The sequence below is a fragment of the Pseudomonas sp. ZT5P21 genome, assembly GCF_054897785.1.
In genome coordinates this window covers 3,201,865-3,215,085 of record NZ_CM142705.1, presented here as the reverse complement: position 1 = coordinate 3,215,085, position 13,221 = coordinate 3,201,865, and the positions used below count along the sequence as shown (strand labels likewise).

General features: G+C 58.3%; 11 protein-coding genes. 3 read left to right on the top strand and 8 right to left on the bottom strand.

What is annotated here, in order from left to right; all coding sequences use genetic code 11:
* Positions 1-64: 64 nt before the first annotated feature.
* Complete coding sequence (acnB, locus tag ACYZT9_RS15000) at positions 65-2,674, bottom strand: bifunctional aconitate hydratase 2/2-methylisocitrate dehydratase (RefSeq protein ID WP_462010228.1); 2,610 nt, start codon at positions 2,672-2,674, stop codon at positions 65-67.
* 408 nt (positions 2,675-3,082) lie between these two features.
* Here acnB and ACYZT9_RS14995 point away from each other — a divergent pair, with 408 nt between their 5' ends.
* A complete protein-coding gene (locus tag ACYZT9_RS14995) occupies positions 3,083-3,553 on the top strand; it encodes a DUF1289 domain-containing protein (protein WP_462006214.1) in 471 nt (156 codons plus the stop codon).
* A 128-nt stretch (positions 3,554-3,681) separates the two neighbouring features.
* Here ACYZT9_RS14995 and ACYZT9_RS14990 read toward each other — a convergent pair whose 3' ends face one another.
* Positions 3,682-4,545 carry a universal stress protein gene (locus ACYZT9_RS14990; protein WP_462006213.1) on the bottom strand — a complete coding sequence of 288 codons (864 nt, stop codon included), beginning with the start codon at positions 4,543-4,545 and terminating at the stop codon, positions 3,682-3,684.
* A gap of 160 nt (positions 4,546-4,705) precedes the next feature.
* Between ACYZT9_RS14990 and ACYZT9_RS14985 the strand changes: the two genes are divergently transcribed.
* The gene (locus ACYZT9_RS14985; RefSeq protein WP_462006212.1) at positions 4,706-5,323 is read left to right on the top strand and encodes a MiaE family protein; all 618 of its coding nucleotides are present in this window, start codon (positions 4,706-4,708) and stop codon (positions 5,321-5,323) included.
* Between the two features lie 76 nt (positions 5,324-5,399).
* On the opposite strand, the gene ACYZT9_RS14980 is transcribed toward ACYZT9_RS14985, so the two are convergent.
* The 6 genes from ACYZT9_RS14980 to ACYZT9_RS14955 all read right to left on the bottom strand — a co-directional run bounded on the left by ACYZT9_RS14980 (position 5,400) and on the right by ACYZT9_RS14955 (position 11,710).
* The gene (locus ACYZT9_RS14980) at positions 5,400-6,899 is read right to left on the bottom strand and encodes a trypsin-like serine peptidase (protein ID WP_462006211.1); all 1,500 of its coding nucleotides are present in this window, start codon (positions 6,897-6,899) and stop codon (positions 5,400-5,402) included.
* A 456-nt stretch (positions 6,900-7,355) separates the two neighbouring features.
* Positions 7,356-7,844: a GFA family protein gene (locus tag ACYZT9_RS14975; protein WP_462006210.1), complete on the bottom strand. Its 489-nt coding sequence runs from the start codon at positions 7,842-7,844 to the stop codon at positions 7,356-7,358.
* A 167-nt stretch (positions 7,845-8,011) separates the two neighbouring features.
* A complete protein-coding gene (locus ACYZT9_RS14970; RefSeq protein ID WP_462006209.1) occupies positions 8,012-8,629 on the bottom strand; it encodes a DNA-3-methyladenine glycosylase family protein in 618 nt (205 codons plus the stop codon).
* A gap of 37 nt (positions 8,630-8,666) precedes the next feature.
* Positions 8,667-9,749, bottom strand: coding sequence for a bifunctional transcriptional activator/DNA repair enzyme AdaA (locus ACYZT9_RS14965; protein ID WP_462006208.1), 1,083 nt, complete (start codon positions 9,747-9,749; stop codon positions 8,667-8,669).
* Positions 9,750-9,948: 199 nt separating this feature from the next.
* On the bottom strand, positions 9,949-10,569 hold the full coding sequence (locus ACYZT9_RS14960; protein ID WP_462006207.1) for a LysE family translocator: 621 nt from the start codon (positions 10,567-10,569) through the stop codon (positions 9,949-9,951).
* 241 nt (positions 10,570-10,810) lie between these two features.
* The gene (locus ACYZT9_RS14955; protein WP_462006206.1) at positions 10,811-11,710 is read right to left on the bottom strand and encodes a DMT family transporter; all 900 of its coding nucleotides are present in this window, start codon (positions 11,708-11,710) and stop codon (positions 10,811-10,813) included.
* 103 nt (positions 11,711-11,813) lie between these two features.
* Here ACYZT9_RS14955 and ACYZT9_RS14950 point away from each other — a divergent pair, with 103 nt between their 5' ends.
* Positions 11,814-13,145: an aminotransferase-like domain-containing protein gene (locus tag ACYZT9_RS14950; protein ID WP_462006205.1), complete on the top strand. Its 1,332-nt coding sequence runs from the start codon at positions 11,814-11,816 to the stop codon at positions 13,143-13,145.
* Positions 13,146-13,221 lie beyond the last annotated feature (76 nt).

Sequence of the window (13,221 nt, the reverse complement as noted above, 5' to 3'; positions counted from 1 at the left end):
GTTGTACGGCATAAAAAAACGCCGCGCATCTCACGATGGCGGCGTTTTTTATTGCGTTGTAACGTTAGGCTTGAACCACCGGAATATTGGCGTTCGCAGCAGCTTCACGGAACTCGGCGATCTGGTCGAAGGACAGGTAGCGGTAAACATCGGCCGCCATGCTGTCGATCTTGCCAGCGTATTCCATGTACTCCTCGACAGTCGGCAGGCGACCCAGGATGGACGCAACGGACGCCAACTCGGCCGAAGCCAGGTAAACGTTCGCGCCGTCACCCAGACGGTTCGGGAAGTTACGGGTCGACGTCGACACCACAGTCGAGTTCGGCTCTACACGTGCCTGGTTACCCATGCACAGCGAGCAGCCTGGCATTTCCATGCGTGCGCCAGCCTTGCCGTAGATGCCGTAGTAGCCTTCTTCAGTCAGCTGATGAGCGTCCATTTTGGTCGGCGGCGACAGCCACAGACGGGTTGGAAGCTGACCTTTGACCTGATCCAGCAACTTGCCGGCAGCGCGGAAGTGCCCGATGTTGGTCATGCACGAACCGATGAACACTTCGTCGATCTTCTCGCCGGCAACGCTGGACAGCAGACGAGCATCGTCCGGATCGTTCGGCGCGCAGAGCACAGGCTCTTTGATATCGGCCAGGTCAATTTCGATGACTTCAGCGTATTCGGCGTCAGCATCGGCAACCATCAACTCAGGATTGGCGACCCAGGCTTCCATCGCTTGAGCGCGACGTTCCAAAGTACGCGCATCGCCGTAGCCTTCGCCGATCATCCAGCGCAGCAGGGTGATGTTGGAGTTGAGGTACTCGGTGATCGACTCTTTCGACAGCTTGATGGTGCAACCGGCAGCCGAACGTTCGGCCGAAGCGTCGGACAGCTCGAAAGCCTGCTCGATGCTCAGGTTGTCCAGGCCTTCGATTTCCAGAATGCGGCCGGAGAAGGCGTTCTTCTTGCCTTTCTTCTCAACGGTCAACAGGCCAGCCTGAATCGCGAAGTAAGGAATGGCGTGAACCAGGTCACGCAGGGTGACGCCCGGTTGCATTTCGCCTTTGAAGCGCACCAGGATCGATTCCGGCATGTCCAGTGGCATAACGCCGGTGGCGGCGGCAAACGCAACCAGACCGGAACCGGCCGGGAACGAAATGCCCATCGGGAAACGGGTGTGCGAGTCACCACCGGTACCGACGGTATCCGGCAGCAGCATGCGGTTCAGCCAGCTGTGGATGATGCCGTCGCCCGGACGCAGGGAAACGCCGCCACGGGTCATGATGAAGTCTGGCAGGGTGTGGTGGGTGGTCACGTCGATCGGCTTTGGATAGGCCGCGGTGTGGCAGAAGGACTGCATCACCAGATCGGTCGAGAAGCCCAGGCACGCCAGGTCTTTCAGTTCGTCACGGGTCATCGGACCGGTGGTGTCCTGGGAACCGACGGTAGTCATTTTCGGTTCGCAGTAAGTACCTGGACGGACGCCTTTGCCTTCTGGCAGGCCGCAAGCCTTGCCGACCATCTTCTGTGCCAGGGTGTAGCCCTTGCCGGTGTCGACAGGTGCTTCCGGCAGTTTGAACAGATCGGTAGGGCCCAGGCCCAGCTCGGCACGGGCCTTGTCGGTCAGGCCGCGACCGATGATCAGCGGGATACGACCGCCGGCACGTACTTCGTCCAACAGAACCGGGGTCTTCATTTCGAAGGTGGTCAGGACTTCGTCAGTGCCGTGTTTGCAGACTTTGCCAGCATGCGGATACAGGTCGATCACGTCGCCCATGTTCATGTTGGTGACGTCGAATTCGATCGGCAGTGCGCCCGCATCTTCCATGGTGTTGTAGAAGATCGGAGCGATTTTGCTGCCGAAGCAGAAACCGCCAGCACGCTTGTTCGGCACGTAAGGAACGTCGTCGCCGAAGAACCACAGCACCGAGTTGGTCGCCGATTTACGCGAGGAACCGGTACCGACCACGTCGCCAACGTAAGCGATAGGGAAGCCTTGACCGCGCATTTCTTCGATCTGCTTCATCGGGCCGGTGACGCCCTGGGCGTCCGGCACGATGCCTTCACGGGCCATTTTCAGCATGGCGAGGGCGTGGAGCGGGATGTCCGGGCGGGACCAGGCGTCCGGAGCAGGGGACAGGTCGTCAGTGTTGGTTTCGCCGGTGACCTTGAATACGCGCAGGCTGATCTTGTCGGCCAGGACAGGGCGGTTGCGGAACCACTCGCCGTCAGCCCAGGACTGGATCACGCCTTTGGCGTGTTCGTTGCCGTTGCGGGCTTTTTCCGCGACGTCGTGGAACGCATCGAACATCAGCAGGGTGTGCTTGAGCTGAGCGGCAGCGACAGGGGCCAGTTCGGCGCTGTCGAGCAGGTCAACCAGGGTCACGATGTTGTAGCCGCCCTGCATGGTGCCGAGCAGTTCAACAGCGCGCTTCTTGTCGATCAGAGGGGAGGTGGCTTCGCCTTTGGCCAGGGCAGAGAGGAAGCCGGCTTTTACATAGGCCGCTTCGTCCACACCAGGCGGAATGCGATTGGTGATCAGGTCAACGAGGAATGCTTCTTCGCCAGCCGGGGGATTCTTCAGCAGCTCGACCAGGCCTGCAGTTTGTTCGGCGTTAAGCGGCTGGGGAACGATACCCAGTGCTGCACGCTCTTCGATATGTTTGCGGTAGGCTTCAAGCACAGTTATTACCCTCATCAGTGGTCCCAAATGGGTGTCCGGGACGCTCATCCCGAAATTGCCGTACTCATGCGCTGCGTGGCGTTTTGGGCCGCTTAGCCAGAATTACCGACAATTCCTTACAGAAGCTGCTTTCAAAGTTTTACGCCTGCAGAACGGGGAGCTGATGAGGGTTGGCGTTGGGCTTTTCCCCGCTGGAAAAACCCTTCGCCAACACCGCTCTGAAGGAACGACTGTGCTCGTGACGCTTTGAAAACAGCTTCTAACGGACATTGGCGCCTTAAAAGGCTGGCTGATTCTACGGCAAAAAAAAATTAAAGGTAAGTTAGGCCCCAAACTTTGAGGGGTGATGAATGTTAGACAAAGGGCTAACATGCCGACCTGTTCTGCTTTCCCGTGTTCTCCTGACCTATGCCCAATCAGACCATCAAGACCCCCTGCGTCGGCCTTTGCTCCACTGTTTACGGTGACCTGGTCTGTCGTGGCTGCAAGCGTTTCCACCATGAAGTGATTCATTGGAACGGTTACAACGAGGAGGAAAAACGCGCGGTCTGGCTGCGTCTTGAGCAGCTGTTGTCCCAGGTGATGGCCGCCAAGGTAGAAGTTTTTGATCCGTCGCTGCTGAGGTTGCAGCTGGAACAGCGCAAGATTCGCTTCGTGCCGCATCAGTCGGAATATTGCTGGGCGTATCAGTTGATCGCTCGTGGCGCGCGGGTGATCAATAATTTGGAGGCCTACGGGATGGTGCTGCTGCCGGAGTTTCGCGACTGGAACCTGCCGGAACTGCGGGATGCGATTGATCGGGAGTTCTTTTTGCTCTCGGAGGCGCATTACCAGCGCTACATAACGCCCGGTTTCCTCAAGGACGCCTTTGGCGGCTAAATCTTAAAAGCTTCGCGAGCAAGCCCGCTCCCACATTGAATTTGATGCGGACACAGAATGTGTGAACGACATCGACCCAATGTGGGGGCGGGCTTGCTCGCGAAGGCCATCTATCGGCACCACAGGTCTCAATGCTGGGTAACGATCTCCTCCAGATGATCCATGATCGTATCCGGCTTCAGCACCAGCACATCACTCTCCACCGCATCCAGCACCACTTCCGCCGTATTACCGATCAACGCCCCGGACAACCCGGATCGCGCGACAGTGCCGATCACGGTCACCGCCGCACCCAATTTGTGCACCATGAACGGAATCAACACATCCGCCGGCCCTTCCTCGATATGCAGATGCTTGTCGTCAATGTCGAATTCAGCCTGAAACGCCTTGCACTGTTCTCGATAGCGCGCCTCGATGGTTTCGCTGAGCTGCAAGGTCGGATCAGCCGCCGACAGCATCGGTGACGGATGGGCGCTGACCACGTGCAGATGAGCCTTGGCCAGGCTGGCGATGTCATAGCCGTGATCGACAATGGCGGCGTGCAATGTGCGGTGTTCACCATCGGTGTTGCCTACGTCGATCGCCGCCAGAATGACTCCGCCCGTCCATGGCTTGGACGTTTTGACCAGCAGCACCGGCGTCGGACAATAACGCAGCAGTTTCCAGTCCGCCGGGGTCAGCAGGGCCTTTTTCAATGGGCTGTCGGGGAAATGCTGCTTGATCACCAACCCGCAGCCTTCCGCCTGCTGCACATCGACAATGGTTTCGTGCAGGCTTTCGTTCCACGCCTGCTCGGTGGTGACGCTGTAGCCGTCCGCGAGCAGCGCCGCCTTGAGCACGCCGAGCATGCCGCTGTGGTCATGTTTGCGGTCGCAGACCAGCAGATGCAGATGTGCCTGGGTTACCCCGGCAATCAATTTGGCCCGTTTAAGCGCCAGGCTTTCCGAGTGTTCGGGTTCGATGACCACCAGGATGCTGCGAATGGCTTGCATGATCGGGATCTCCAGAGAGTAAAAACGCTTGGCGTTGGACAACTATAGTTGCTGGTCGCGCATCCGGGACTTGATGCATATCAACGGTCGCGGCTGGTGGTCTGGCGACGGGCCGGTATAATCGGCGCCCTTCGTTTTGAACCCTTTATCCGTGAGCCCCATGATCCTTCCCGAAATTCACGAGTTCCTTGGCTGCCGCACCCCCGACGGCTGGGTCCGGGCCGCGCTGGCCGATCAGGAAACGCTGCTGATCGACCACAAGAACTGCGAATTCAAGGCCGCCAGCACGGCATTGAGCCTGATCGCCAAATACCATTCCCACGTCGACCTGATCAATCTGATGTCGCGCCTGGCCAGGGAAGAACTGGTGCACCACGAACAGGTCATGCGCCTGATGAAAAAGCGCAAGATCGAGCTTCGCCAGCTATCCGCCGGGCGTTACGCCTCGGGGCTGCGCAAAGTGGTGCGCAGTCACGAACCGGTGAAACTGGTGGATACCTTGGTGGTTGGCGCGTTCATCGAAGCCCGCAGTTGCGAGCGTTTCGAGGCGCTGGTGCCGCATTTGGATGAAGAACTGGGCAAGTTTTACTTCGGTTTGCTGAAAAGCGAGGCCCGGCATTTTCAGGGTTATCTGAAACTGGCTTATCAGTACGGTGACGCCAAGGATATCGCCCAGGTGATCGACCGGGTTCGCGCTGCCGAGCAGGAACTGATCGAATCACCCGATGTGGAGTTCCGCTTTCACAGCGGTGTACCGACGCTGATGCCCGTGAGCTGATAAAGACACACACACCGTTAATCTTGTGAGATTAACGGGTGACATTGTTTAGCACACCTCGGAGAAGTCTGATCATTCACGGCAATGCGAGCAGATCAGTCCTGACTTTCGAGTAACGATCACTTGAATCCAGATTTCGACTGCACAGCGTCAAGGGCAGCTGTTCTGCTCTGAAAGTCACGCCGTTGTGATTGTCGATGTAGTCGGCAATTTTTATTGTGCTGCAGTCTGTATCTTTTGTCGGGCCTGCATAATACAGCGTGCCTGAATAGAGCGGGCTCAGGTACTTCCATTTGACTTCGTAGTTCCACTGGGCTGTCAGCGTGATGGTGGGTTCCGGCATCCTGATTGGTGTTCTTTCTACAAGTTGCGCGGGAGTTATCCAGGCGTCTTTCAAAACCGCCTCACTAAGCTCCTGATTCGCGGACTCTACGCCAACAACACAGAGAAAGTGCATGCCAGGGTCTCTGCTTAATAGAGCATTGATCTCTGCATCTGTTGCACCAATAGCGGCGCTGTAATCGTCAGGAAGCTCGCAGTGCGCCACGTCTCGTACGGTCTTGAATCGAAGGTGCGATTTATTTAACGAAAACTCTGCAGTTATAAATGGATCCGGACTGGTGGCGGTTCTAGGCATGGCTATATATTGAGTAGGCCAATATTTTAAATACGCTTCTAATTTACTGCCGGTCGTGCACATGTTTGAGTCACTGCTAAATACACCGCCGGTAAAGCAGCTCGATAAATAATTGACAGGGTGGGAATAATGAGTGTCGGGCGACCATTCGGGTTGCCCGCTTTTCACTTCACATGGAGCATTCTTGAAGCATTTTTCGTCAATCGTCGCGCCGTAGGTACTCGTTGCCAGGACACTGAGGATGTGACCGCTTCTTCGGTCAAGTACGGGGCTTCCCGATGAGCCTGGGCGTATTTCCTTGCAGCGATTCTTCAGGGTGGTCTGATACGCACGTTCTTGTTCAACCAATGTACCCGCTGTAGGCTCCTGAGCGCAGGCTGCCAACCGCAACCCGGCTTGCGGTAAACCTCCGGGAGCGCCGACAATCAGGATGTCAGAAGGCTCCTTTGCTCGTTCGGAGGCCAATCGCAAAGGGGTAATTCCATCTTCTAGCAACGTAGCGAGTGGAACATCAAGCTCCATGATTGCCAGATCGGCATATTTATAATCTTTCCACACGGTTTCTTTGATTGTGTAGCTTTTATGAGTGTCCGGCGTGTCATTGAAGTAATTGAATGTCACGGCTTCTTTAAACGGTGGGGGAGGCCGCGGCCCACTGACACCGACTACGCAATGTGCATTTGTCAGCAAATAAGCCGGGCCAGCGGCCTCGTTGTTACTATCTCGGGTGTCCAGAAGGGTTGCGGTGCAGACTGGCGCGGCGTTCCAGAATATCTTTCCAATGCCATTCCAATGTGTGTAGTTATTATTTTGGTTTTTTAGTAATACCGAATCGGACTCATTGGCAAGGTCTTCACCAAGATCGTAGGCGGATGTGCATGCTGATAAAAATAAAGTTCCAGCTAATAAACATGAGGTAGTAACTTTTTTGTCTTTCATAACCAGTCCTTGGTTGTATTGGGTGTGATGAACTTATGATATTGAAATGTTTGTGTTGCGCTTTTCGTTGAAAGGTAAAAGCTTTAGTCGAACTCGGCAAGTTGCAATGCGCGCGGTGACGATTTGAATGATTGCATGCTTTTGCAAGGAGTTGGTTTGGTGCGGAGAACTGCGATGTGGGTTTTTAAAAAAAATCTTAAAAAGGGAGAAACAGGCAAAATGAAGCTAACGACAAACACAACGAACGCAACATGATGCACCCTGGAAGAGATTGGATGCATCCATGCCAGGCGGCATCCCGGTGTGCGCGCATATGGGTCTGACATCGCAGTCGGTGAACATCCTCGGTGGTCTCGCCCAGGCCCTGGCCAGAGATATTCCTCGCATCCAGTTATAGCACGCCGTCGTCTTTTGTAGCCGGTTTGCTCTCAACCGATGTCCGTGTTTTTCCCGGATTCAGCGGACCAAATCCAGGCGTTCGTGCCACTGCGCGATGGATTCCTCGGGCCAGATCTCGCACTGACAATCACTGGCATGCGCCACAACCTCCACCCACGACGCTTTCGATTCGAGCATCACGTGCGTGTACTCCGGTGGTACGGGTAGCGCCGTATTGATGGCTGAGGCGAACGGGTGAATCAGCTCCGGCCATTCAGGGCTGAACAGCCATAACCCTGAGCCACATACTGAACAGAAGTGGCGCTCTGCCGTGCTGCGGTGGGCGCGTTTGTCGCCTTCATCCTTGAGTCGTGCGTGGTAGATCGCGATAGATTTTCGACCGCGCACTTTCAGGCTAACGGCATCACCCGCGATGTTGACCGAGTAACCACCACCGCCTTGGGTCTTGCGGCAGATAGAGCAGTAGCAACGTTGATAAGGGTAGGGGTGGGCGCTGGTGAGGCTGAACGACACGGCGCCGCAATGGCACGAACCTTCGAGTAGCATGGGGACCTCCGGTGAATTGAAGTGTCCGGTTCAGCCTGGAGGATTTGCGGTGCCAGTGCCTTCGCAAGCAAGCCCCCACATTCGGCCGCATTCTCATGGGAGAGCTCGGTCGAATGTGTGTGCGGGCTTGCACGGGGCGGCGTTCCGACGAAGAACGATAACGCGGTCTATCTGGCTGGCATCCGCCACAAATACCACGCTGCCACCGTCCGATACGGGCTCCACGCCAACCCGATCTCCACCATCTGCTTGCGCGTCGGCTGCACCTCCAGTCTTTTTAACCGCCGATAGCCTTCACGTACCCCGAAATCATCGGCCGGCAGAATATCTGGCCGCTCAAGGCTGTAGATCAGCAGCATCTCTACCGTCCAGCGCCCAACCCCGCGCAACGTGGTCAACCGTCCGATCAACGCTTCATCGTCCATGGCCAGCGCCGTCGCGTAATCCGGCACCACGCCATCCAGCGCCGCTTGAGCGATGCCTTGTATGGTCGCGATTTTGCTCGCGGAGAAGCCGCACCCGCGCAGTTGATCGAACCCGGTTGCCAGAATCTGTTCAGGCTGCGGAAACGCCGTAGAAGGAAACAACGCCAGCAGCCGGCCGACAATCGCATCCCCGGCTTTGGCGTGCAGTTGCTGATAGGCGATCGCCCGCACCAGCGATTCATACGGATCGCGCGCCGCATGCGGCTGGTGCAGGCAGCGGCCGATGGCAGCGATGTGGCGCGCCCAGTCTTCATCAATGGACGCGAGAAACGCCGTCGCGGGCAAATATGGATCGGGCATGTCGGGTCAACCGTTCAATATGAAAAACACCGGAGCGTCAGAACGCGAGTTGTCGGGTGACCTGCACCGCAGCATTTTCCAGCCTCAGCAGAAACGCCTTGCGCGGTTGTCCGCCACCATAGCCCGTCAATGAGCCGTCCGCACCGATCACCCGGTGGCAGGGCAAGACTATCGAAATCCGGTTGTGCCCGTTGGCCAGGCCCACGGCGCGGCTGGCGCCGGGTTTGCCTAACAGCGCGGCGATGGTGCCGTAGGTGCTGGTCTGGCCGTAGGGGATTTTCGCCAGTTCGGCCCAGACTTGTCGGGAGAACTCGCTGCCGGGCAAGTGCAGCGGCACCTTGAATTCAGTCAGCTTGCCGGCGAAATACTGCGCCAACTCTTCTTCGATTTGCTGCAGGTGACCATTGTGCCCGGGCGCTACCGCATAGCCATGACGGTTCTGCAACGCTTCGACTTCCCGGGTCAGCGCCGGCCGGTCGAGAAACTCCAGCAACACTAGCCCGCGCCGTTCGGCCATGGCAATCATCGGCCCCAGCGGCGTGGTCAGGCGCGTGAACAGCAAGGGCTCACTGTTGACCGCGCGGCCGGGGGTGATGTGAAAGGATTTTTGAAAGGCGTCGCGAAACCCACTCAGGGACTCGTAACCGGAATCGAACGCGGCGTGGTCGATGGAATCGCCTCGCTTGATTCCGCCCAGCGCCATGCCGAGGCGTCGGGTGCGCAGCCAGGCGTGGAAGGTCATGCCGAAATGCTGCTTGAACCAGCGCCGCAGTGTCAGCGGCTCGATGCCTTCGGCCAGCAGCTGGGCGTCAGTCCAGCGCAGGTCAGGATCGGCGTCCACCGACTTGAGCAGCGTCTGCACCCAGTCAGGCGCGATGGCGGCGGCGTCCAGCGGTTTGCAACGCAGGCAAGCGCGATAGCCGGCGGACAGGCACTCATCGGCATGGGCGAAGAACTCGACGTTCTCCGGTTTCGGCTTGCGCGCCGTGCAACTGGGGCGACAAAAGATGCCGGTGGTTTTGACCGCAGTAAAAAACACCCCCTCGTAGGTGGTGTCTCGTTCGAGCATGGCGCGAACCATCTCGGCGTGGGGCGGAAGCATGGCGTTTTGTAGGTTCATGGGATGAGCATAGAATGCGCTGCCTCAGGCCTCCACCGGAAAATCGACAGGAAATTTTTGATGTCTGTCATTACTGGTTAGCCCCTGTAGGAGCGAGCTTGCTCGCGATGGTCTTAAGGATAACGCGTGTTTTCTGGCTACACGCGGCGCGCTTGAATTCATCGCGAGCAAGCTCGCTCCTACAGGAAGTTGGGGGTGTTCAGGCGCGGCGCGCCATCAATAACACCGAAGCCGCCGCCGACAACAATCCTGCACAGCAACGGTTGAAAATCCGCTTGCCCCGCGGCTTGGCGAACCAGCGGCGCATGTGCAGGCCCATGTAGGCGTATGCGCCGATGGCGATCCATTCCAGCATCAGGAACAGTGCGCCGAGCATTGCAAATTGCGGCGTCACGGCCTGGCTCGGGTCGACGAACTGGGGCAGGAAGGCGGTGAAGATCAGGATCGCTTTCGGGTTGCCGGCCGCCACCAGAAACTCCTGTCGCGCCAAGGTCAGCATCCCCGCTGGCGCACCGGCCACACCACTTTCCGTCCCCGGATCCGCGCGCCACAATTGCCAGGCGAGGTAGAACAGGTACGCGGCCCCGACAATCTTGATCCCGTAGAACAACAACTCCGAGGTTTGCAGCACCACCGCCAGCCCGGCCGAGGCAAGGGCGATCATCCCGGCGAACGCCAGCAGTCGACCAATCCCCGCCACACAAGCGGTCCGATAACCGTAACGCGTCGAGTTGCTGACCGACAACAAGTTGTTCGGGCCGGGGGCCATGTTCAGGGCGAAGCAGGCCGGGAGAAAGAGGGTGAGGGTGGCGAGGTCCATGATCGGCTCCAGTAACCAGAGCGATATTTTTAACACAGGTGCCGTGCGGCACGACCCGTACAGTCAGCAGCTAATAATGACCCGGCAATCGGTCATAACACCGATCAACTGTAGGAGCCGGCTTACTGGCGATAGCGTCGATTCGGGCGATAAACATGTCGATTGATCCACTGCTATCGCCCGCAAGCCGGCTACTACAGGATTGGGTGTGCCGATAGCTCGCATGCACTCCTTGTATCGATCACTTCTTCGCGAACTTCTTCGCGCCAGCCACGCACAGGATCACAGACACGGTCACTGCCAGCATCCCGATGCTGACCTGCTCATGAAGCAACGTCGCCGCCAGCGCCAATCCGAAAAACGGCTGCAGCAGTTGCAACTGCCCCACGGCTGCAATCCCGCCTTGCGCCAGTCCGCGATACCAGAACACAAAACCGATCAACATGCTGAACAGCGAGACGTAACCCAGGCTGAACCACGCTGGCGTGCTGATTCCGGCGAATGAGGCGGGCGTGAGCCACAAGGTCAGAAGCGCCATAACCGGCAGCGACAGCACCAGCGCCCAGCAAATCAGCTGCCAGCCGCCCAGTGTCCGGGACAGCTTCGCACCCTCGGCATAACCGAGGCCGCAGGCCAGGATCGCCGCCAGCATCAGCATGTCGCCTTCAGGCGAGGCGGTCAGGCCTTGGGACACGGCAAATCCCACCACCAGCAAGCTTCCCAGTATCGAGAAAAACCAGAACACCGGGCGGGGCCGCTCGCCACCGCGCACCACACCAAACACGGCGGTCGCGAGCGGCAACAGACCCACGAAAACAATTGAGTGCGCCGAAGTCACGTATTGCAGCGCCAGCGCCGTCAGCAACGGAAACCCGACCACCACGCCCATGGCCACAATAACAAGCGACACTAGTTGGTTGCGCGCAGGACGTTTTTCCTTGAACAGCCACAGCAGGCACAGCGCCAGCGCGCCGGCGATGGTTGCCCGGGCAACCGTCAGGAAAACCGGATCGAATTCCAGCACCGCGACCCGCGTGGCGGGCAGCGAGCCGCTGAAGATCAACACGCCGATCAGTCCGTTGACCCAGCCGCTCGTGGTGTTTTCCAGCGGCTGGGTGTTGAGATTCGATACTCGTTCCATTGCGGGTCACACTCGACAAAGGGTTTAAGCGGCGGGTTGCCTTGAACGCATCGTATGACCGACTATTGGGACAATCAAAAAATTGTCATGGATACATCGCCCTATGCCTCGCCTACGGTACAAGTCGCTGGTCGATACCTTTGCCGCAGACATCCGGTCAGGACATTTGCCGCCCGGTACGCGCCTGCCAACCCATCGTCAGCTCGCCGCTGCGCATGGGTTGGCGCTGGTCACCGCCAGCCGGGTATACGCAGAGCTTGAGGCGATGGGACTGGTCAGTGGCGAAACCGGGCGGGGCACATTCGTCAGGGAGACCTCGCTTCCGCTCGGCCAAGGCGTCAGCCAGCATGTGGTGGCTGTGGGCATGGCCGATCTCAACTTCAACTACCCGTCATTACCCGGTCAAGCCGACCTGTTGCGAATCGCCTTGCGCCAACTCGCCTTGTCCGGCGACCTCGAATCCCATCTGCGCTATCAGCCCCATGCCGGGCGCCTGCATGAGCGGGCATCGATCGCGAACCATTTGACGTCGCGCGGGTTGAGCGTACAGGCCGAACAGGTGTTGATCGTCAGCGGTGCTCAGCATGGTTTGGCGGTGACGATGATGGCATTGCTGAAACCGGGCGATGTGATCGCGGCGGATGCGCTGACCTATACCGGTTTCAAGGTGCTGGCCGATTCGCTGCACCTGGAAATCGTGCCCATTCCCGCCACGGACACCGGGCCTGATCTTGAGGCGCTCGAAGCGCTTTGCCGACGCCGGTCGGTGCGGGCCGTCTACACCATGCCGACGCTGCATAATCCGCTGGGCTGGGTCATGGACGCGCAATGGCGCAATCAGTTCGTGTCGATTGCGCGGCAGCATGACCTGTTGATCATTGAAGACGCCGCGTACGCCTTCCTGGTCGAAAACGCCCCGGCACCCTTGGCCGAGTTGGCGCCGGAACGGACCGTCTACGTTTCGGGGTTCTCCAAGAATGTCGCCACGGGACTGCGCGTCGGCTTCGTCGCCGCGCCCGTCGAGAAAGTGCCTGGGCTGGAGCGCGCAATCAGGGCAACCACCTGGAACACTCCGGGCGTGATGACGGCGATTGTCTGCGCATGGCTGGACGATGGAACCGTGAGCAAACTGGAAGCGCAAAAACGTGCGGACGCACAGGCCCGGCAATTCATGGCCGCCGAGCTGCTGAACGGGTTGCGCTGCATGACTCATCCCTCTTCGTATTTTCTCTGGTTACCGTTGGCGGAAGAAGCCCGGGCGGACCAGATCGCGGTGGAGTTGATGCGCGAGCAAGTCGCCGTCTCAACCGCCGAACCTTTTGCAACCTCTGTGCACGTACCGCATGCGATCCGGTTGGCGTTGGGGTCGGTGGACATGGCTTCACTTCGAGAAGCGCTGATCAAAGTGAAACGGGTGGTCGGCCCGTATGCCTGACGCGGGTGGGCAGTTTTCTTCAATACATGGCCCGGACCGCTCTTTACCTTGAGCGCTGGTTCAACTGAATTGAAGA